This window comes from Kitasatospora sp. NPDC057542 (genome assembly GCF_042801945.1).
In the GTDB taxonomy this organism is placed as follows: domain Bacteria; phylum Actinomycetota; class Actinomycetes; order Streptomycetales; family Streptomycetaceae; genus Kitasatospora.
The window spans coordinates 1-20,092 of record NZ_JBHVFE010000017.1; the positions used below are offsets into that span (position 1 = coordinate 1).

Below are 20,092 nucleotides of genomic sequence, written 5' to 3' on the forward strand. Positions count from 1 at the left end.
GGCCGGGCCCCTCGTTGCCCGGCCGCCCACCAGCGCGTGCGGCTCTCCGGTCCGCACCCGCACCCGGGCAACGGCCTGTCCGTCTCACCGCCCGCCGGGTGCCGCTCCCGCGCTCGGGTGCGTCACCGTCGTACGGAAGGCGACCTGGCGGCGTCGTGGATGAGTTCCGCGACCGCGGTCGGCCGGGAGACGGCCACCGCGTGGGAGGCGTCGGGCAGTTCGAGGACGGTGGCGCCGGCGCGCCGTGCCGTGAAGCGCTGGATCGACGGGGGCAGCGCCTGGTCGGCCCCCGTCACCAGGGCCCACGAGGGCGTGGCGCGCCAAGCCGCCACCGTCGGTGCGTCGGTGAGCACCCGCTCAGCGACGGGGCGTTGGAGTACGGCGAGCACTTGGGCCACCTCCGCGTCGAGGTCGGCCGCGACGAACGGCCGGAAGCACTCCCGGGGAACGCTGAGCTCCGTCGCCCGCTCGGTGCCGTCCGTGGTGAACTCCGTACGCCGCAGCCGGGGGATGAGCGGCGACGGGTCGAAGCGGCTCGCGAGCGCGTTGTGGCTCTCTCCCACGTCGGGGAGGTAGGCCGCCACGTAGACCAGCGCGACGACGTTCGGGGCGGCCCCGGCTTCCGTGATCACGGCTCCCCCGTAGGAGTGGCCGACCAGGACGACGGGGCCGCCGATGTCCGCGACGACGGACGCCAGGTAGGCGGCGTCGTGGGCCAGTCCGCGCAGCGGGTTCGCGACGGCGAGGACCGTCAGGCCTCGTCTGTGGAGTTCGGCGATGACGCCGAACCAGGTGGTCGCGTCGGAGCAGCCGTCGTGGACGAGCATGACGGTGGGCCTGGTGGAGGGCATGGCGGCCTTTCGGATGGCGCCGGACGGCGAGGCGCACGGTCAACGGGCAGGCGTTGTCGCCAGGCGGTGGGGTGGCGAGGAGGTCGTAGCGGAGGAGGTCTCGGTGGAGGAGGCCGCGGCGGAGGAGTCAGGAGGCCGGACTGCGGTCGTCGGCCTGTGCGGCGTAGGCCTGCCACTCGCGGGGCGACACCCCGTAGGCGTCGCGGAACGCCCGGCTGAAGTGGGAGTGGCTGACGAAGCCCCACCGGTGCGCGACGGCGGAGACACTGGTCTGCCGGCGGGACGGACGCTCCAGTTCCCTGCGGCAGGCGTCCAGCCGGCGCTGCCGCACCCACTGGCCCACGGTCGTCCCGTCCTGCTGGAAGAGCTTGTGCAGGTAGCGCACCGAGATGTGCTGCGAGCGGGCGATCGATTCGGGCGCGATGTTCGGATCGGCGAGGTTCTCCTCGATGTGGGCCCGGATCCGCGCCAGCAGCTCCGCCGCACCGCTCGGCTGTTCCGGCCCCTCCCGCTCCAGCAGCTCGCTCACCAGGATCGCGACGATGTCGGAGACACTGCGCGCCAGGTGGTTGCCCGGCCTGGCGCGGTGCGCCCGGGCCTGGGTGGCGAGCGTCCGCAGCACCTGCGAGGCGAGCGAGCCGATGCCCGCGTTCCCCCGCGCCATCAGCCCGCCCGTGCGCCGGACGTCGCCGTGCCGGACGCCCAGGTAGAAGCAGGGGACGCGGAAGTGGACCATCCGGCACTCGGCGTCCTTCAGCAGGCCCGCCGGGTGCGCGGTGGTGCCGATCAGCAGGTCCCCGGGCGCCAGGACGGTGCTGACACCGTGGCGCCGGACGGAGGCCGCGCCGTGGACGTGCAGGGCGACGTAGAGGCAGTCCTCGGGGTCGGTTCCGGGCGGTGGGGAGAGGATGTCGATGCAGCCGCTGCCACCTTCAGGGGCGGTCTGGTCGAGCTGGTGGTACTGGGTTTCGGGCATGGGTGAGGGACCCGACGGGATCACGGGAGGCTCCGACCGGTTCGAATCGTTTCAGGTACGGGGAGGGCGGCCCGCCGCGCCGCTGGGCGGTCACGGCGGCGGAGGGATCAGGAGAGGAACTCCTCCACGACGGCGTTGAACGCGCCAGGGTTCTCCAGGAACGGGAAGTGCGAGCTCGCCGGGAACACGTGGAGGCGGGCGCCGGGGATCCGCTCGGCGATGAAGCGCTGGGAGGCGGGGTCCACGTGGCTTCTCCCGCAGCCGATCACCAGGGTCGGCACGTCGATGCGGTCGAGCACGTCGCGCCAGTCCTGGGCGCAGTGGTCGAAGAGCAGCGGGACGCCCGCGTACGCCGGGGTCGAGCGGATCTGCTCGGTCACGAAGGCGATCAGGTCCGGGTCGGTGTCGCCGCTGAACATCGAGCGGACGAAGTCCTCGCGGGCCTCGGCGCCGTCCGGGCCGGCCAGCGCGGCGCCCAGTTCCAGGAGCCCGGCGACGTCGAAGAGGGCGCCGCTCTCGTGCTGCTCCGTCTCCGTCATCCAGGGCACCGCCGCCACCGCGGCCGGCTGGTCGACCAGGACGAGCCGGCGGATGCGGCCGGTGCCGTGCTGGTCGACGAAGCTCCACCACACCGAGGCGCCCATCGACCAGCCCAGCGCGTCGAAGGCGTCCAGGCCCAGGTGGTCGACCAGGCCGAGGACGTCACGGGCCAGGCGCGCGACGCGGTAGCCGTGGCGCGGCTTGCCGGAACGGCCGTGGCCGCGGAAGTCCACCGTCACGACGCGCCGGCCCGCCGCCAGCCCCTCGACCTGGTGGCGGAACATCTCCTGTGTCTGCCCCCAGCCGTGGAGCATCACCAGCGGGACCCCGTCGCCTCCGCTGTCGCGGTAGGCCAGGCGCACGCCGTCGTTCGTCGTCAGCTCGTGCATGGTGCTCGTTCTTGTCCGTTCGTGTCGGCTCGCGGGTTCAGCGTGTCCGGAACCCACAGGTCGCCGGGGGGATGAGCGGCAGCTCGTAGTGGACATTCTCGCCGCGCACCGAACCGTTGACCACCGACCGACGTAGGGATTGCCGGACGAAGCTTCATCACTCTGTAGCAACGGCGCTTCGACGACGCCCCAGGTCAGGCCGGTCCCTCCGGGGGAACCTGCAGCAGGTCCCACAGCCTCAGCCCGCACCCCGTCCGGTACGCCGGGCGAAGGGTGCGCGGATCGTCACCTCGCGGTGCACGGCCGGAACATCCGTGCCGACACCTCTTCCTAGCCTGAGGAGCGATTCCGCCTCCCCCTGCTCCTCGGCAGCTCCCAGGGCCCGAGGCGAGAGCGTCGCACCGTCACCGGCACCGACACCCCGACCGTCCGGCGTGCCCCGTCCCGATCGGACACCGCACCGCCCGGCCCACGCCGGCCCGGACGGCGGCCCCTCTCGGCCCCGCCCCTACACCGCCCAGGAGAACCCATGCCCCCGCACCACTCCCTCTCCAGCCCCCAGCCCCGCCCGGAGGTGACCAGCACCGGCATCGTCCTCGACGCCCGGCTCGTCCTCGGCGAGCACGAGTCCGTCGACATCCCGGTGCGCTTCGGCTACCGCAGCGACGACCCGTTCGCCGTCGCACTCGAGTTCCTCGGCCCCGCAGCGGAAGCGGGCACCTGGCAGTTCTCCCGCGACCTCCTGTGGGAGGGCCTGCAGAAGCCCGCGGGCCTCGGCAACGTCCGCATCTGGCCGCCCTGCACCTGCCACGGCCGTGCCTCCCTGCGCATCATGCTCCGGGGATGCGGCAGCGTCGTCCTCGTCGACCTCCCGTCCCGACAGGTCCGGCGCTGGCTCCGCCGGGAGACCTTCACGCTGGTGCCGCAGGGGTCGGAGGACACCCTGATCGACTGGGCCGCCGAACTGGACGGCCTGACCGCCTGACACCCGGGCCCCGCGGACGGCCCGGGCCCCGCGGACGGCCCGGCCCGTCACCCGGTGCGCGCGCACCCGGCGAGGCCATCGGCCGCGATGTCCTCGGTGGAGTGGCTACCGAAGGCCTCGGCGCCGTTCGACGAGGCAACGCGACCACAACTCACAGGCAGAACGAGCTTCCTCCAACGCGGCGGCCGTGAACGCGCCGTTCACGAAGCCCTGTTCCACCATCTGGGCGGCCACCGCCGTCAGGTGCTGTGCAACCTGCCCCACCCGCTCGGCGTGTTGCCCGCCGAAGGCCGCCGGGACGACGCCGGCGAGCCCCGGGGCAGGCGCTCGCAGGGCCTCCCCCACAACACGCTCGTCCCCAACCCCGTAGCACCCTGCGAGCACGCTCCACGGCTTCACCGGAGTCGACGTGGGCCGGCCGGACCGTTCCCGTCCCCGGCCGCGTCGTCGTCACTGCTGGGACGGGGCCGGCTCCCAGGCTTGCCCGCCGGCCGGGTAGGCGTACAGCGGCCGGTCCTTCACCGCGCTGGTGCGGAACGGGGTGCCATGGCCGAGGTCCACGGGCAGCATCCCCCTCCGGTTACTGGTGGCCCACTCCAGTTCCAGGTACCAGCTGACGTCGTGGGAGGCGGTCTCGGCGGTGACCTCGATGACCACGGGGTCGCTCTCGGTCACCCTGACCGGCAGGCTGGCGCTGCTGCCTTTGGCCACGACCGGAACGGGGCGGGCCGCGTCCAGATCGACGGAGTAGGAGCGAACGCCGACTCCACCGCTGCAGCCCTCGCCCATGGAGTAGACGTTCCAGGCGAGGGGGGCCGCGATCCGGGTGATCCGGACGTTGAGGCCCGTCAGCAGCACGGTGTCCCAGCCGGTGCCCTGCACGGTGAGCTTGACCGACTGGTAGCGGCCTGGCACCGCACCGACCTGGGAGGCCCAGCCCGGCACGTCCGGCACGGCGGGCGGTCGGGGGACCTCGGACGGCGGGCGGTTGACCACGTACTGGTCGCACCTGGTGGTCCAGCCGGACGGGTGGACGGCGACGGTGATCGGGGCGCTGGTGCTCGGGTCCGTCCCGCCGGTCGACCCGGACGGGCTCGCCCCGGCAGCAGCGACGGCAGCGGACAGGGGCGGGGCCACGGACGGGACCGGGGATCCGGCGGATGACCTGACGTCGGCGGCGCGAGCGGGGTCGGTGTCACCGTCCAGGTGGGTCTTCAGACCGGTGGTGACGGCCCCGACGGCGACCAGCACCGCGGTGGCCGTCACCGCGGCGAGGACGCCCCGGCGGCGGGTGCGCCGCTGCGGCGGCACCGCGAGGGCGCGGTCCGGGACGGGGCGGGTGACATCGAGGGCCGGATCGGCCTCGGCGGCGCCTTCCGGCGCAGGCTCCGGTGCCGGTGCCGGAGGCGCGGGCGGTTCGGGTACCGCCGGAGGCGCCGGCGGTTCGGATATCGCCGGAGGCGCGGGCGGCGCCGACGGTTCGGGGGCGGCGGGCGGCCTGTTCCCACGCGCCGCGCGGACGATGACCCACAGCCGGTACAGCTCGACGCGTTCCTGCGGCGTCGCCTCGCACAGCCGCGAGAAGTGTTCCAGCGGGGCGAACTCCGTCGGCATCACATCGCCGTTGCAGTAGCGGTGCAGGGCCGACGTGCTCAGGTGCAGCCGCTTCGCCAGCGCGCCGTAACTGAGCCCCGACCGGCTCTTCAGCTCCCGCAGCAGCTGCGCGACCTCGTCCGTCTCCCTCAACTTCCCGATTCCCTTCGGCACTGTTCCTTCACCCGCTCGTGACGCCCGTCGTGACCGCGCCCCGTCTCCGGCCGCTGCCGGCGGTCGGGCTCGGCGCCGTCCCGTCCCCCGGCGACCGGATGACCATGACGCGAGCTTCGGCAGACAAGCACGCGGCACGCCGTCCTGCGGTTCCCCCGTCCCGCGAACGCGTCCCAGGAAGCTTACGTCTTCCCAGCTCAGAGCATGTACGGGCGTCCCCGGGTCCCTGATCGCAGGCCTGCCGTTGTGGCCGGGACGAGCGGGCGGACAAGCTGGCGGCCAACACCGAGAGGGAGCAACTGTGAGCACTGTTCGGGCGGCCCGAGCCGCAATACGCACCACCGACCGCTTCAACCGCGGCGCGGTGGCACTGACGATGGGCGGGGTACTGCTGATGACCGCGGCCTGCGGGAACGACCAGGGCAAGGGCGGTGAAGCGGCCGGGACAGCGGGCGCCGCAGCCTCCGCCGCCCCCGGCGGGACCGGGACCGCGAATGCGAATGCGCCGAGGACGTCGGCCGCGGTGCTGGACGTCGAACCGAAGGACGGCGCCCGTGGCGTCGCGCCGAACGCTCTGCGGGTGTCCGTCTCCAAGGGAAAGCTCACCACCGTCGACGTGACCGACAAGGACGGCAAGTCCGTCCCGGGCTCGATCACCCCGGACGGCACCGGCTGGAAGCCCTCCGCCGCGCTCACGCCCGGCACGGCGTACACGGTGAACGCCCAGGCGGCGGACGCCGACGGCCTGGTGGCCGCGTCCACCTCCGCCTTCACCACGCTCACGCCCGACAAGCAGGTGTCCACCAACGACAACGTCGGCGACGGCCAGACGTACGGCGTAGGCATGATCGTCAAGGTGGACTTCAGCACGAAGATCGTGAACAAGGACTCCGTCGCCAAGGCGATCACCTTCGAGACGGACAACGGCACCGAGGTGAAGGGCCACTGGTTCGACGACAACCGGCTGGACTTCCGCCCGGCCGAGTACTGGAAGCCGGGCACCAAGGTCACCATCCACTACCGGCTGAAGAACGTCGAGGTCGCCCCGGGCGTGTGGGGCGACGTCGACAAGGACGAGCCGTTCAGCATCGGCCGCTCCCAGGTCTCCACCGCGGACGCCGCCACGCATCAGATGACGATCGTCCGGGACGGCAAGACCACCACCGTGCCCGCCACGCTCGGCGACGACAAGCACCCGTCGTGGGGCGGCACCATGGTGATCATGTCCAAGGAGAAGGTCACCCACATGAACTCCCAGACCGTCGGCCTCGGCAACGAGTACGACATCCCCGCCGTCCCGCACGCGATGCGGCTGACCAGGAGCGGCACCTACCTCCACGGCAACTACTGGTACAAGGGCGACCCGTTCGGCAAGGCGAACACCAGCCACGGCTGCGTCGCGCTCAAGGACACGGAGGGCGGCAGCGACACCTCCGCCGCGGGGGCGTTCTTCAACAGCTCGCTGATCGGCGACGTCGTCACGGTCGTGAACACGAAGGAGAAGACCGTCGCCCCCGACAACGGGCTCGGCGGCTGGAACCTCCCCTGGGCGAGCTGGTAGACCCCGTCCGCTCGTTCACACTGCCCGTGACGGGCAGCCCGGCCGACGGCGGGTCAGTCCTGGTCGGCGGCGAAGGGTCTGGCCCGCGGCGCGCGGTTCCACCACCGTACGAGGAAGGCCGGGCGGAGAGGGGCTCGTCGTCACCGATCATCCGTCACGGTGCGACGTTCCTCCATCCGCGCCCGGCCATCCGGCGGTCGGCGGCTGCGGCAGCGGCAGGCTCAGTGCCCGCAGGCCCACCAGGCGTCCGCCGTCGCCTTGCCGGCGAGCTCACGCAGGCTGCGGACCGCCTCGGCCGGGTCCTCGGCCCCGTACACCGCCGAGCCGGCCACGAACACGTCCGCGCCCGCCTCCGCGCAGCGCTCGATCGTGTTCGCCGCGACGCCGCCGTCCACCTGGAGCCAGATCTCCAGGTCGTGCTTGGCGATCAGCTCGCGGGTGCGGCGGATCTTCGGCAGCATGATGTCCAGGAAGGCCTGGCCGCCGAAGCCGGGCTCGACGGTCATGATCAGCACCATGTCGAGCTCGGGCAGCAGGTCCTCGTACGGCTCGATCGGGGTGCCGGGCTTGAGCGCCATCGAGGCGCGGGCGCCCTTGGCGCGGATCTCGCGGGCGAGCCGGACGGGCGCGGCGGCGGCCTCGATGTGGAAGGTGACCGAGCCGGCTCCGGCCTCGACGTACTGCGGGGCCCAGCGGTCCGGGTCCTCGATCATCAGGTGCAGGTCGAGCGGGATGTCGGTGGCGCGGGCGAGCGACTCGACCACCGGGACGCCGAGGGTCAGGTTGGGCACGAAGTGGTTGTCCATGACGTCCACGTGCAGCCAGTCGGAACCCCGGACGGCCTCGGCCTCGTCGGCAAGCCGGGCGAAGTCCGCGGACAGGATGCTGGGGTTGATCTGGGCCATGACCGACTACCTTCGTGCGAGGGCTGTGCGAGGGCTGGGCGCCCCCGGAGCGGGCACCTCATCCCATCATCCCGCGCCGCATCTGCGCCGACCGCACGGCACCGCCTCCACGTGACCGTCATCACACCCCTTCCGGGGTTACCGGGGCCGTCGCCGTGGTCATCAGCCCTTGTGCGGTCCACGCACCCGCCGCGGCTCCTGCCGGGCCGCTCCGACCAGCCGAGCTCCCCGGCCCGCCCGGAGCTCCGTCCGAGGAAGGTCTCCCGATGACCGATCTCGTCCACCCCGCCCGCGCGCTGTGGTGGCTCTTCGAGCCGGTGCACGCCGTCACCTACTTCCTGCCCGAGGGCCGCGCCGCCTTCGAGGAGGCGGGTCTGCAGGGCCGCCTGCACGGCTACTTCGGCACTCGCTCGGCCCCGCTCGGCGCGGTGGACGCCGCGCCGGTGACCGCCGCGTTCTTCAACTTCGCCCCGGCGATGGTCGAGCGCGCCCTGCCGGAGGTGTGGAACCACGCGAGTCCTCAGGAGGCGCTGACCGCCAGGCTGAAGGCCTCGGCGACGATCCTGGGCCGACTGCTGGAGCACGTGGACAAGGACCAGGTCGAGCTGGTCGCCGAGACCCTGGAACAGGCCGCCGCCCGGCTGGACTGCGCAGGCAGGGTCCTGGCCGCCGCCAACGCCGCGCTGCCCCGCCCGAGCGGACTGTACGAACGGCTCTGGCAGGCCGCCACCGTGATGCGCGAGCACCGCGGCGACGGCCACGTGGCCGCCCTGGTGGCGGCCGGGCTGGACGGCTGCGAGGCGCTGGTGGTCCGCTGCGCGATGGACATGCGGCGCGAGATGATCCAACCGCTGCGCGGGTGGACGGACGCGGAGTGGGAGGCGGCCGCCGAACGCCTGGTCGAGCGCGGCTGGCTGACGGCGGCCGGCTCGGTGACCGAGCTCGGCCGGATCCGCCACCAGGCCCTGGAGGCGGCCACCGACCTGGCCGCCGCCCGGGTCTGGGAGGATTACCCGCGCGCCGAACTCGACCGGCTGGCCGCGGCGTTGAAGCCGATCTCGGCGCTCTGTCGCAGCCAGTTGCCGGTCAACCCGATGGGACTGCCGGACACCCGGTGACGGGTCCGCGACGTCAGGGCTAGGACGCCCCGGGCGGACCGAGCACGATCCCCCGTCCGGCGTAGAACTGCCCGAACGACCGCCACGGCACGCGCGCGAAGGCCTGCGACTCCCCCGGGAACCCGGACGGGTTGTGGATCAGCAGCGCCGTGTCCGTGGCACCCACCGCCAGCACCAGGTGCCCGCCGCGCCGCACCGGTTCCGGCCCGTACGGCTCCCGGATCGACGGGTGCACCGAGACCATCACCAGCCGGCCGCCGGTCACCTCGGCCGACACCTCCCCGGGCGTCAACTCCCGTGCCTGCGCGGCCAGTCCCCACCGGTGCCGGACGTAGTCGGCGAACGGCGCGTGGACCAGCCCGCGCAGGCTCTCGCCGTCCCGCAGGTACGCGCCGGCCGCCACACATTCGGCCGCGAGCGCCATCGCCGTCGGGGTCACCCCCCACCAGTGCTCCAGCGCCATCCGCAGGCAGGCCACCCCGCACAGCCGCCAGGACCACCAGGCGTACTCCTCCGGGCTGGCCGCCCCCGACTGCCCCCAGCGCGGGTCCCGCGCCGCGTCGAGTTCGCCGTCCACGATGGCCCGCACCAGCTCCGCGGACTCCCACTGCGCCCGGTACGGCACCTCGTGCACCACCCGCGCCGGCCGCGCGGCGCCGCCCTGATCGACCATCCCCCGACGCTCCCACACCGGGGCGCCCGGACGACTCACGACACTCCTTGAGTACCCGTACTCAGGCACTCGCCCGACCGGCCCGCCTCACGTGATCACGCCGACGACGGAGATCACGGCGGAGATCACGGGGGCCGCCCGCCGCCGCACCGCCACCGCCGCCTACGCGCCCGCCGCGCCGTCCCCCACGGCCCCGCCGTCCCGCTTCCCGGCGCCGCTCGGCTCCCCCGCGCCGCCGGTCCCGCTCGACCGGTAGGCCAGGCGCTGCGCGGCGTGCCGTCCGCGTTCCTCCACCGGCAGCTGGCCGGTGGCGCCGGCCAGGCCGAACGCCGGCATGTCGAAGTAGATCGACTCGTAGCCGCCCTCGGGGACGATGTACGTCTCGTGCCAGAGCCCGACGTGCCCGCGCGCCCTGCCCTCCCGCAGCTTGCGGTTGGCGATGCCCCACACGGTGTGGTGGAAGCCGTCCGGCGCGCTCGCGTAGCCGTACAGCTTCTCCTTCGACTCCCAGTACTGGACGACGTAGTAGGTGCGCGGCGACGCGGTCAGCAGGATGCGTCCGCGCAGGCCGCGCTCGGGGCCCCGGCCCAGCTCGTACAGCATCCGGAACATCGCGAACATCACCGGGCCCCAGTGGTGCACGGCCCAGAACCGGTTGATCCGCATGCCGATCAGCAGCACCACGGTGTCGCCGGTGGCGGCGGCGGTGGTGTAGCCCGGCTGCGGCTTGGCGAACCAGGACATCTCTGCCTCCCCGCGCCCATACCCATGTAAGCGGTGATTACATCAGTGCCGGATGACCCGGTCAAGGCTCACCACAAGCACAATTCGGCTACCGCGCACGCTGGTTGGCGATCCCCTGGCCGAAGGTGTCGAGCACCTGCCCGGCCAGCTCCTCCGCCTTCCCGGCCGGCAGGTAGCCGTCCACGATCATCTGCGCCAGCCCGTACACCAGTGCCTGCCCGGCCAGCCCGACCAGCGCCGGATCCCCCGGGCGCAGCCGGCCCGCCTCCTGGTCCGCCACGATCACGTCCATCAACGCCCGGTCGATGCCGTCCAGTTGCGCGCGCAGCTCGGGCTCCCCCGAGGCCGCGAACACTCGCGAGCGCAACAGCTCGAACCGCCGCGGATGGTGCAGCGCGTACCGGACGAACCCCAGCCCGACCGCCCGCATCACCGACCCGCCGTCCGGCCCGGCCGCCGCGACCTGCGCCTCCTGCCACCGCACGAGGTCCGTCAGCACCCGATCCGCCAGCGCGGTCAACAGCGCCTGCCGGTCGGCGAAGTGCCGGAACGGCGCCCCCGCCGACACCCCGGCCCGCCGCGCCACCTCCCGCACGCTCACCTTCTCCTGGCCCTCCTCGTCCAGCACCTCGAACGCCGCCGCCACCAACGCCTCCGGCAACGCCCCGTGGTGGTACGCCCCCCGGCCGCCGCCCCGCTCCCGCGCTTGCTCCCGTTCCCGCTCCCTCATGCCTGTCTTGCTACCACAGCGGGGCGGTCCCCCGTCCCCGTCACGCACCCGGACGGGGCCCGACGTCCGCCCCCGTCCACCCGTCAGCCGCGCCTCGGCGGCCACCGGACGGCGGAGGGCGTGGCCGCCGGGGCGGGTCCGCGGCGAGGCCCCGGCCCGCGCCAGGGGGACGGGGCCGGGGCCGGGCGCGAGTGGCCTACCAGGCGTAGTCCTCCGGGGCGGGCCGGCGGCCCGGGAAGAGGTCGTCGAGGTGGTCGAGGGTCTTCTGGTCGAGCTTGAGGTCGAGCGCGCCGATGGCGGCGTCGAGGTGGGCCGGGGTGCGGGGGCCGATGATGGGGGCGGTGACGGCGGGGCGGGAGAGGAGCCAGGCGAGGGCGAGGTCGGCGGGGTCGGCGCCGAGCTCGGCGGCGAAGTCCTCGTAGGCCTGGATGCGGTCGCGGTGCCGGTCGAGGAGTTCGCTCGCGTAGGCCATGGCGCTGCGGTCGCGGGTGCCCTCGCGCTCCTTGCGCAGGACGCCGCCGAGCAGGCCGCTGCGCAGCGGGGACCAGGGCATCAGCCCGAGGCCGTAGTGCTGGAGGGCGGGGATGACCTCAAGCTCGACGGTGCGGTCGAGCAGGTTGTAGAGGGACTGCTCGCTGACCAGGCCGAGGAAGTGGCGGGCGCGGGCGGCCTCCTGGGCCTGGGCGATGTGCCAGCCGGCGAAGTTGCTGGAGCCGACGTAGATGATCTTTCCCTGGGCGACCAGGACCTCCATCGCCTGCCAGATCTCCTCCCAGGGCGTGGCCCGGTCGATGTGGTGCATCTGGTAGAGGTCGATGTGGTCGGTCTGGAGGCGGCGCAGGCTGGCCTCGACGGCCTTGCGGATGGCGAGCGCGGACAGCTTGCCCTCGTTGGGCCAGTCGCTCATGTCGGCGTAGGCCTTGGTGGCGAGGACGGTGCGCTCGCGGCGGCCGCCACCCTTGGCGAACCAGCGGCCGATGATCTCCTCGGTACGGCCCCGCAGCCGGCCCTCGCTGTCGCGGCCGTAACTGTTGGCGGTGTCGAAGAAGTTGATGCCGCGCTCGTGGGCGGTGTCCATGAGGCGGTGGGCCTCGGCTTCCTCGGTGTGGGGGCCGAAGTTCATGGTGCCGAGGCAGAGGCGGGAGACGGTCAGGCCGGTGCGGCCGAGGTGGGTGTACTCCATGGCGCCCCACCCAAGACCACACCGACCCCGCTGTCCAGCACATTTCACGGGCGTGCCGGGCCCCCTGGTCACCGCCCGTGCGTGGCGAACTTCCTTACGGCGAGCGGCACGCAGAGCGCGAGCAGCACGGCGCTCCAGAGCAGCGCGGCGAGCGTGGCGTGCTGCGTCGGCCAGGCGGAACCGGCCGCCGAGGGGTTGCCGAACAGATCCCGGCAGGCCTGGACGACGGAGCTGATCGGGTTCCAGTCCGCGAGCATCCGCAGCCAGCCGGGCATGCCGCCGGTCGGCACGTAGGCGTTGGTGATCATCGCCAGCGGGAAGACCGCGACGGAGAGCTGGCCGGCCGCCTCCTCCTTGCCGACGGCCAGGCCGAGCAGGGTGCCGACCCAGGTCATCACGAAGCGGAAGAGCAGCAGCAGTGCGAACGCCCCTGCCGCGTCGGCGAGTCCGTGCCGGGCGCGCCACCCGGCGGCGAGCCCGACCAGGGCCAGCAGCGCCAGGACGACCACGCTGACCAGCAGGTCGGCGAGGGTCTGCCCGAGCAGCAGTCCGGTGCGGGAGACCGGCATGGAGCGCAGCCGGTCGGTGACCCCGCGCCCTACGTCGCGGGCGGCGCCGACCATGGTGGGCATGATGCCGTTGGTGGCCACCATGGCGAACAGGCCGGGCATCAGGAACTCCCGGTAGTCACCGCCGCCCGGTACCTGCATGGCGCTGCCGAAGACGTACCCGAAGACCACCACCATGACCACCGGGACGCCGAGCGATGCGGCCAGCAGACCCGGCGAACGCCGGTAGTTGAGCAGGACGCGGATCATCGACGTCCAGGTGTCGGAGAGCAGCCGGCCGACGGCGGACGGTCGCGGGGCGGCGTACGCGGCGACGGCCATCAGGCGGCCCTCCCCGCGTCCGCGGACTCCTGGGTGAGCGCGAGGAACACGTCGTCCAGCGAAGGCGCCCGCACCGCCACGTCCTGCGCGACGACCCCGGCACCGTCCAACTCCCGCACCAGCGAGGGCAGCAGGACGGACACGCCCGGCGTCGTCAGCACCGTGACGGTCCGCTCGGCGACGTCCACCTGCGCGTCGCCGCCGGTCAGCGAGGACAACACCACGGCGGTGGCGGCGAGTTGACCGGGGTCGGCCAGGGTGACGGAGACCTGGCTGCCGATCGCGGCCTTGAGCCGGTGCGGCGGGCCGGTGGCGATGGCGGCGCCGTGGTCGACCACCACGATGTCGTCGGCGAGCCGGTCGGCCTCCTCCAGGTACTGGGTGGTGAGCAGCACGGTGGTGCCGCCGTCCGCCAGCTCCTCGACGGTGTCCCAGATCGCCTGCCGGCTGCGCGGGTCGAGCCCGGTGGTGGGCTCGTCCAGGAAGAGCACCGGCGGGCTGGTGACCAGGCTGGCGATGAGGTCGAGGCGCCGGCGCATGCCGCCGGAGTAGGTGCGCACGAGCCGGTCGGCGGCCTCGGTGAGGTCGAAGCGGGCGAGCAGTTCGTCGGCGCGCTCCCGGGCCCGGCGGGCGCCGAGGTGGTGCAGCCGGCCGAGCAGCCGGAGGTTGTCGCGGCCGGTGATGCCCTCGTCGACGGCGGCGTGCTGTCCTGCGAGGCCGATGGCGCGCCGGACCTCCTCGGCGGCGCGGACGACGTCGTGCCCGGCGACACGGGCGGTGCCGCGGTCGGGGGCGACGAGCGTGGCGAGGACGCGGACGGCGGTGGTCTTGCCGGCGCCGTTGGGGCCGAGCAGGCCGCAGACGGTGCCGGCCGGGACGGTGAGGTCAAGGCCGCGCAGGGCCTCGGTGGCGCCGAAGCGTTTCTCCACGCCCGCCATCTCGATGGCGGGCCGGGCGGTGTCGGACATGGCTCTGCCCCTTCTCTAGGTACGGCGTACGTAGAAGCGCGCGCAAGCGCATCCTACTACGTACGCCGTACGTATCTAAGATGGGCAGAGCGAGGTGATCTTCCAGTGCCGTCCAGCAAGCCCACGCCGTCCAGCAAGCCCACGCCGTCCAGCGCGCCCGCACCGGGCGAGCCCGCGCCCCCGCCCAGCGGGCCGGCGCCGGCGTCCAACAAGCCCGCGCCTCCCGAGGCGCCCGAAGTGATCTGGCTGCGCCCCGAGCGCACCGGCCGCGGCCCGCGCCCGGCCCACAGCCGCGACTCGATCGCCGCCGCGGCCATCGGGATCGCCGACGCCGAGGGCCTGGACGCGGTCTCCATGCGGCGGGTCGCGGCGGCGCTCGGCGCGGGCACCATGTCGCTCTACAACTACGTCCCGAAGAAGGAGCACCTGCTCGACCTGATGCTCGACGCGGTCGCCGGCGAGTACCGACTGCCGTCCGCGCCGAGCGGCGACGTCCGAGCCGATCTCGTCGACCTCGCCCACCAGCAGCTCGGCATCTCCCGCCGCCACCCCTGGCTGCCCGCACTGCTGCTGGTCCGCCCCAGCATCGGCCCCAACGCCCTGCGCTACACCGACCACTTCCTCGCCGCCACCGCCCCCACCGGCCTCGGCGGCGGCGCCCGGATGGAGGCGATGGCGCTGTTCAACGGCTTCATCACCCAGTTCGCGCAGTACGAGCAGACCGCGGCCGCGGGCGCCAAGTGGCAGGCCGAGATGGTCGGTTACCTCGGCCAGGCGGCGGCGAGCGGCGAATTCCCGCACCTGGCCCAGGCCTTCGCCACCGCGGGCCCGCCCGCCGACCCGGACCGGGCGTTCGACCGCACCCTGGACCGGGTGATCTCCGCCGTCCTGGCGCCGGCGGGCGACACCTGACGCACCGTCAGGTAGCGAGGGCCTCCCTGGTCAGCAGCCCCGCCACCCGGCCGTCCACCAGCACCAGTACCGCGGGGCGCCCGCCCGCCAGCACCCCCCGGGCCTCGGCCGCGGACTGCCCGACGCCGACCGTCGGCAGCGCCGGCCCGAGCAGCGCGCCCAGCGGGTCGCCCGGCTTGGCCGCGCCGTTCGCCAGCGCCGCCGTCAGCACCTCCCGGGACACCGAACCGACCACCTCGGTCGCGCTCACCCCGAACGGGCGCACCGCCCGCGCCAGCACCGCCGGGGCGACGCTGCCCGGTGCGTCCCGCAGCGCCTCCGCCGCGTCACCGACGGTCGCGTCGGCGTCGACCGCCACCAGCGGACCCGCCGCCGCCAGCGCGTCCCGCACCGCCGTCTCCCCGGGTTCCTCCAGGAAGCCCCACTCCCGCATCCAGGAGTCGCTGTGCACCTTGGACAGGTAGGAGCGCCCCGAGTCCGGCAGCAGCACGACCACCAGGTCCTCCGGGCCCAGCCGCCGCGCCACCCGCAGCGCCGCCGCCACCGCCGTACCGGAGGACGGGCCGGCCAGGATGCCCTCCTCCCGCGCGAGCCGGCGCGCCGTCAGCAGCGACTCGCGGTCCGGGATCCGCTCGAAGGAGTCGACCACCTCCGACCGGTAGGCCTGCGGCCAGCGGTCCTCCACCGTCCCGGGGTGGAGGAAGTGCCCGATGCTCTCGACGAACCACGGGCTGCCGTCCCCGCCCCCGTACGAGGAGGACTCCGGGTCCGCGCCGACCACCGTCACCGTGCCGCCGGAGGCCTCCTTCAGATGGCCGCCGGTGCCGGTGACGGTACCGCCGGTGCCGACGCCCGCGACGAAGTGGGTCACCCGCCCGCCGGTCTGCTCCCAGATCTCGGGACCGGTGGTCCGGACATGGGCCTCGGGATTGGCCGGGTTGTCGTACTGGTTGGCGAGCCAGGCGCCGGGGATCTCCTCGGTGAGCCGCTCGACCACCTTGAACAGGTGCCGCGGGTCCTCCTGCGGCACCGCGGTCGGCCCGAGCACCACCTCCGCGCCGTACGCCCGCAGGATGTCCGCCTTCTCGGGCGCCGACCTGTCCGCCACCCCGGCGATCACCCGGTACCCGCGCTGCCGGCCGACGATCGCCAGGCCGATGCCGGTGTTCCCGGAGGTCGCCTCGATGATCGTCCCGCCCGGCTTCAGCAGGCCGTCGCGCTCGGCGGCCAGGACCATGGACAGCGCGGCGCGGTCCTTGACGCTGCCGCCGATGTTGAGGAACTCGGCCTTGGCGTAGATCGGCGCGGCGAGGCCGGCGCCGAGCCGGGCGAGGCGGAACAGCGGTGTCCCGCCGATCGCGTCCAGGACGGATTCGTGAACTGCGGCCATCGTCGGCCCCTTTCGTCGGCACTTGTCCGACCGAGCCTGCCCAGCCCGGAAGTTCGGTAGACGGCAGCGACACCGTTCCTCATCCGGTCGACACAGTGGACGACGGCCGCGAGCGGGCGCGGACAGACGCAGGGGGCGCGGGCCCGGGTGGCCGCGCCCGCCTCTGCGTCAGGGGCGTGAAGCAGGGGGCATGGTGATGCATTCGCGCCCGCTGGTTCTGCCGCACTCCACATCGCGCACCAGCACCCTCCAGGGCCGCCCCGTCGGGTCGGCCGTGGCGTCCGGGCCGTCGAAGCCCGCGACGCCCGCTTCACCGCCTGACCGCGCCGGGCTCACGCTCCCCGGCCGGTACGGCCGCGCCCGCCCAGCCACGCGGTCAGAGCGGCCCACAGGCCCCGGCGCTCCGACCGCTCCTGCTGCTCCGGCTGCTCCGGCCCCGGAGCGGCCGGCACCCGCAGCGCCGGGCCCTCCGGTGCGATGCCCTGGGCCCGCGCGGCCGCGAGCCAGACGGGGAGATCGGCCAGCAACAGGTCGTACAGCTTCCGGTCGGAGACCGTCCGGGGATCGCGCCCCAGGTGGACGAAGCCGACGTTGTCGATGGGCCGCTTCGCCGGGACCTCAAGCTCGTCGAGCTTCCGCAGGAAGTCGAACTGCCGGCTGTCCGGGTCGCCGAAGCCGATGAACTGCCAGAAGATCGGCAGCTTCGCCGCCCCGCACAGGCGCGCTTCCGCCGCACCCTTGTCGATCGGCCCGCCGTCCGTCTGGAACAGGACGAGGGCCGGCGCCGTGGAGCCGCTCTCGCGGTAGTGCCGGACCACCGCGTCCACCGCCAGGTGGTAACTGGTCTTGCCCATGTGGCCGAGGCCCGCGACGATCCGCTCGATCCAGCCCGCGTGGTCCGCCAGGGCGACCTCGACCTGGGCGTCGACCTCGGTGGAGAAGAAGACGACCGGCACGCTCCCGTCGTCGTCCAGATTGGCCGCCAGCCCCAGCACCCGGTCCGCGAGCGCCTGGACGCTGCCGTCCTTGTAGTAGGGCTTCATCGAGCCGGAGTAGTCGATCACCAGGTACACCGAGACGCGCTGACCGCTCAGCCCACGGCGCTCGACCGAGGCGCCGGCCGTCTTGTAGAGGCTCACCAGCGCGGGCGCGCTCTGCTCGACCTTGCTCAGACTGACGGCCATGTGTCGCTCCCTCGCTCGCTGCGGCAGCCGGGGCTGCCGAGGCACGTGATCGTCAACGCGCTCCGGACACTCTGCGGGGCGGACGGGGGCGGCGGCAAGCCCCTGCCCGGACCAGGCGGGGTCGGCGGCAAGCCCTTGCCGGCCCCGTCCCTCACCACCCGCCGGGGTGGCGGGACAGCCAGTCGGCGTGCCGCTCCTTCAGCCGGTCGCGCTCCTCCGTCGTGGTCAGGTGGACGTCCGCGCCCCGGTCGTACGGGTGGTACAGCCGCCGCATGCCGGTGTCGGTGACGATCACCCCGCGCTCCAGGACGATCGCGTACTCCCGCTCGTCGTCGGGGTACCGCTTGGACTCCGGCAGGCTGTGGAAGCGCGCCCAGACGTCCCGCCACCGGTCGCTGATCTCGTACCCGACGGGTTCCGTGCCGGGCCACCGCCGCTCCCAGAGCGCCGTCAGTGCCTCGCAATCCGCCTGCTCCTCCTCCCCGACGGCCGGCGAGTCTGCCACATCCGCCCCACCAGTCCCGGCCTGGCGAAATTCCCTCGTCCCGGCCGCCAGGCTCCCGTAGCGTGGTTCGGTCGATCTTGAGGGCAGAACGGGGCACCACATCATGCAGCAGTACCAGGGCTGGGCCGACGAACGCTTCGGCGCCGTCGCGGACGTCTTCGCCGCCAACTTCACCGAGTTCCCCGAACTGGGCGCCGCCGTCACGGTGTTCGCCGGCGGCCGGAAGGTGGTCGAGCTGTGGGGCGGCACGGCCGACGAGCGCACCGGCCGGGCCTGGACGCAGGACACCGTGGTCCCGGTGTTCTCCTGTGCCAAGGGCCCGGTGAGCATCTCCGCGCACCTGCTCGCCCAGCAGGGCCGGCTCGACCTGGACGCGCCGGTCGCCCGCTACTGGCCGGAGTTCGCGCGGAACGGCAAGCAGGCCGTCACCACCCGGATGATCCTCGGCCACCGCGCCGGCATCCCGGCCCTGGACGCGGCGCTCTCCTTCGAGGAAGTCGCCGCCTGGGAGCCGGTGATCCGGGCCGTCGAGGCGCAGCAGCCGCTCTGGGAGCCGGGCACGACCTACGAGTACCACGGCCATGTGCTCGGCTTCGCGGTCGGCGAGGTGATCCGCCGGATCACCGGCCTGACCCCGGGCGCGTTCCTGCGCAAGGAGATCGCCGAGCCGCTCGGCCTGCCGGTCTGGATCGGCCTTCCCGAGAGCGAACTCCCGCGCCTGGCCCGGCTGGTGGAAGCCGATGGCCGCCGCCCGATGCCCGGACCGGAGCACCTGCTCACCCGGATCGTCACCATGAACGGCGCCCTGGCCTTCCCCGGCCTGGACGTGCCGCACGGCTGGAACGACCCGGCCCTGCACGCGATCGAGCTGCCCGGCGCGGGCGCCGTCGCCTCGGCCACCGGCCTGGCGGGCGTGTACGCGGCGGCGGCCACCGGACTGGACGGCGGCGAGCGGCTGCTCTCCGCCGACACCGTGACCGACGCGGTGCGCGAAGTCTCCTCCGGCGCGGGCTTCCTGGGCTTCGACCTGGGCGCCCGCTGGGGCTCCGGCCTGCTGCTCGACTCCCCCGCCTTCCGCCCGCTGCTCGGCGCGCGCAGCTTCGGCAACGACGGCGCCGGCGGCCAGTTCGCCTTCGGCGACGACGAGTTCGGCGTCGGCTTCGGCTACGTCGCCAACCGGATGATCGGCCACGGCGACGCCCGGGCGAACCGCCTGATCGAGGCGGTGCGCGGGTGCCTGGGCTGACGGGCTTCCTCCCGCTCGTCACCCGCCTGGCCACCACCGGCGGTCTCGGCGAGCTGCGCTACGGCGCCTCGTTGCCCGAACTCGCCGCCCACTACGGCGATCCGTGGGACGGCGGCCGCATCCACCGGGGCAAGCGTTGGCCGCACGCCTTCGGCTGGGGCGACGTGCCGACGGTGTTCTGCCGCTGCCGCCGGCTCCATTCGCTGTCCCTGCCGGTCTGGCACGGCGAGCTGGACCTCCCGCAGCCGGGCGGCGGTTCGGTGACGCTCGACACCCACGTCGGCGAGACGGAGCTGATGGCCGCGCTGACCGCCTCCGGCGGGACCTGGGAGACGGTGACGTACGAGAACCTCCAGGACCAGAAGAACCTGCTCTTCTCGCCGGCCGAGGAGGTCCGGGTCGAGCTGGTGCTCACCGACCGCGACAGCTACGACCAGCCGCCGTCCCCGGAGTGGGTGCTGCACAAGGCCGTGCTGTGGGGCTTCGAGCACGTCGAGTGCCCCGAGCCGGACCGCGATCTGCCGGACGACGGCTGGGGCGCCACCGAACACTGATGCGACGGCGGGCCGTGGGCC

Annotated in this window: 19 protein-coding genes and 1 pseudogene; 6 read left to right on the forward strand and 14 right to left on the reverse strand. The window is 73.6% G+C overall.

Going from position 1 to position 20,092, the window contains the following annotated elements; translation table 11 throughout:
• Positions 1–122: 122 nt before the first annotated feature.
• The 3 genes from ACFU7Y_RS04395 to ACFU7Y_RS04405 all read right to left on the reverse strand — a co-directional run bounded on the left by ACFU7Y_RS04395 (position 123) and on the right by ACFU7Y_RS04405 (position 2,756).
• Positions 123–851 carry an alpha/beta fold hydrolase gene (locus ACFU7Y_RS04395; RefSeq protein ID WP_380766439.1) on the reverse strand — a complete coding sequence of 243 codons (729 nt, stop codon included), beginning with the start codon at positions 849–851 and terminating at the stop codon, positions 123–125.
• A 127-nt stretch (positions 852–978) separates the two neighbouring features.
• Positions 979–1,827: a helix-turn-helix domain-containing protein gene (locus tag ACFU7Y_RS04400; RefSeq protein ID WP_380766440.1), complete on the reverse strand. Its 849-nt coding sequence runs from the start codon at positions 1,825–1,827 to the stop codon at positions 979–981.
• Positions 1,828–1,934: 107 nt separating this feature from the next.
• The gene (locus ACFU7Y_RS04405; protein WP_380766441.1) at positions 1,935–2,756 is read right to left on the reverse strand and encodes an alpha/beta fold hydrolase; all 822 of its coding nucleotides are present in this window, start codon (positions 2,754–2,756) and stop codon (positions 1,935–1,937) included.
• Between the two features lie 529 nt (positions 2,757–3,285).
• On the opposite strand from ACFU7Y_RS04405, the gene ACFU7Y_RS04410 reads away from it, so the two are divergent.
• Complete coding sequence (locus tag ACFU7Y_RS04410; RefSeq protein WP_224282278.1) at positions 3,286–3,741, forward strand: SsgA family sporulation/cell division regulator; 456 nt, start codon at positions 3,286–3,288, stop codon at positions 3,739–3,741.
• 450 nt (positions 3,742–4,191) lie between these two features.
• Here the strand turns inward: ACFU7Y_RS04410 and ACFU7Y_RS04415 are convergent, their stop codons facing one another.
• Positions 4,192–5,487 (reverse strand): helix-turn-helix domain-containing protein, encoded by a 1,296-nt coding sequence (locus ACFU7Y_RS04415; protein WP_380766442.1) that lies wholly within the window; start codon positions 5,485–5,487, stop codon positions 4,192–4,194.
• A gap of 322 nt (positions 5,488–5,809) precedes the next feature.
• Here ACFU7Y_RS04415 and ACFU7Y_RS04420 point away from each other — a divergent pair, with 322 nt between their 5' ends.
• A complete protein-coding gene (locus ACFU7Y_RS04420) occupies positions 5,810–7,069 on the forward strand; it encodes an Ig-like domain-containing protein (protein ID WP_224284366.1) in 1,260 nt (419 codons plus the stop codon).
• A gap of 221 nt (positions 7,070–7,290) precedes the next feature.
• On the opposite strand, the gene rpe is transcribed toward ACFU7Y_RS04420, so the two are convergent.
• Positions 7,291–7,974 (reverse strand): ribulose-phosphate 3-epimerase, encoded by a 684-nt coding sequence (rpe, locus tag ACFU7Y_RS04425; RefSeq protein ID WP_224284365.1) that lies wholly within the window; start codon positions 7,972–7,974, stop codon positions 7,291–7,293.
• A gap of 266 nt (positions 7,975–8,240) precedes the next feature.
• On the opposite strand from rpe, the gene ACFU7Y_RS04430 reads away from it, so the two are divergent.
• Positions 8,241–9,092 carry a hypothetical protein gene (locus tag ACFU7Y_RS04430; protein WP_263455686.1) on the forward strand — a complete coding sequence of 284 codons (852 nt, stop codon included), beginning with the start codon at positions 8,241–8,243 and terminating at the stop codon, positions 9,090–9,092.
• Positions 9,093–9,111: 19 nt separating this feature from the next.
• Here the strand turns inward: ACFU7Y_RS04430 and ACFU7Y_RS04435 are convergent, their stop codons facing one another.
• The 6 genes from ACFU7Y_RS04435 to ACFU7Y_RS04460 all read right to left on the reverse strand — a co-directional run bounded on the left by ACFU7Y_RS04435 (position 9,112) and on the right by ACFU7Y_RS04460 (position 14,280).
• Positions 9,112–9,765, reverse strand: a complete 654-nt coding sequence (locus ACFU7Y_RS04435; protein WP_224284364.1) for a C39 family peptidase — start codon at positions 9,763–9,765, stop codon at positions 9,112–9,114.
• Positions 9,766–9,927: 162 nt separating this feature from the next.
• Positions 9,928–10,509, reverse strand: a complete 582-nt coding sequence (locus ACFU7Y_RS04440) for a DUF4188 domain-containing protein (protein ID WP_380766443.1) — start codon at positions 10,507–10,509, stop codon at positions 9,928–9,930.
• An 88-nt stretch (positions 10,510–10,597) separates the two neighbouring features.
• Positions 10,598–11,239: a TetR/AcrR family transcriptional regulator gene (locus tag ACFU7Y_RS04445; RefSeq protein ID WP_224285505.1), complete on the reverse strand. Its 642-nt coding sequence runs from the start codon at positions 11,237–11,239 to the stop codon at positions 10,598–10,600.
• A 196-nt stretch (positions 11,240–11,435) separates the two neighbouring features.
• Positions 11,436–12,422 carry an aldo/keto reductase gene (locus ACFU7Y_RS04450; protein WP_224284975.1) on the reverse strand — a complete coding sequence of 329 codons (987 nt, stop codon included), beginning with the start codon at positions 12,420–12,422 and terminating at the stop codon, positions 11,436–11,438.
• Positions 12,423–12,490: 68 nt separating this feature from the next.
• Positions 12,491–13,312 carry an ABC transporter permease gene (locus tag ACFU7Y_RS04455; RefSeq protein WP_224284976.1) on the reverse strand — a complete coding sequence of 274 codons (822 nt, stop codon included), beginning with the start codon at positions 13,310–13,312 and terminating at the stop codon, positions 12,491–12,493.
• Complete coding sequence (locus ACFU7Y_RS04460; protein WP_224284977.1) at positions 13,312–14,280, reverse strand: ATP-binding cassette domain-containing protein; 969 nt, start codon at positions 14,278–14,280, stop codon at positions 13,312–13,314. Before ACFU7Y_RS04460 ends, ACFU7Y_RS04455 begins: the two co-directional genes overlap by 1 nt.
• Positions 14,281–14,385: 105 nt before the next feature.
• Between ACFU7Y_RS04460 and ACFU7Y_RS04465 the strand changes: the two genes are divergently transcribed.
• Positions 14,386–15,192, forward strand: a complete 807-nt coding sequence (locus tag ACFU7Y_RS04465) for a TetR/AcrR family transcriptional regulator (RefSeq protein ID WP_380766445.1) — start codon at positions 14,386–14,388, stop codon at positions 15,190–15,192.
• Positions 15,193–15,199: 7 nt separating this feature from the next.
• On the opposite strand, the gene ACFU7Y_RS04470 is transcribed toward ACFU7Y_RS04465, so the two are convergent.
• The 3 genes and pseudogenes from ACFU7Y_RS04470 to ACFU7Y_RS04480 form a co-directional block, all read right to left on the reverse strand.
• Positions 15,200–16,582, reverse strand: a complete 1,383-nt coding sequence (locus tag ACFU7Y_RS04470; protein WP_380766446.1) for a pyridoxal-phosphate dependent enzyme — start codon at positions 16,580–16,582, stop codon at positions 15,200–15,202.
• 476 nt (positions 16,583–17,058) lie between these two features.
• A pseudogene (locus ACFU7Y_RS04475) lies at positions 17,059–17,766 on the reverse strand (VWA domain-containing protein); the annotation flags it as partial.
• A gap of 151 nt (positions 17,767–17,917) precedes the next feature.
• Positions 17,918–18,271, reverse strand: a complete 354-nt coding sequence (locus ACFU7Y_RS04480) for a hypothetical protein (protein WP_224282171.1) — start codon at positions 18,269–18,271, stop codon at positions 17,918–17,920.
• A gap of 103 nt (positions 18,272–18,374) precedes the next feature.
• Between ACFU7Y_RS04480 and ACFU7Y_RS04485 the strand changes: the two genes are divergently transcribed.
• Together ACFU7Y_RS04485 and ACFU7Y_RS04490 are read left to right on the forward strand one after the other, a co-directional pair.
• Entirely contained in the window at positions 18,375–19,517 is a 1,143-nt protein-coding gene (locus ACFU7Y_RS04485) for a serine hydrolase (RefSeq protein ID WP_224282170.1), read from the forward strand.
• The gene (locus ACFU7Y_RS04490) at positions 19,505–20,071 is read left to right on the forward strand and encodes a hypothetical protein (protein ID WP_380766448.1); all 567 of its coding nucleotides are present in this window, start codon (positions 19,505–19,507) and stop codon (positions 20,069–20,071) included. The genes ACFU7Y_RS04485 and ACFU7Y_RS04490 overlap by 13 nt, the downstream gene beginning before the upstream one ends.
• Positions 20,072–20,092: the final 21 nt, after the last annotated feature.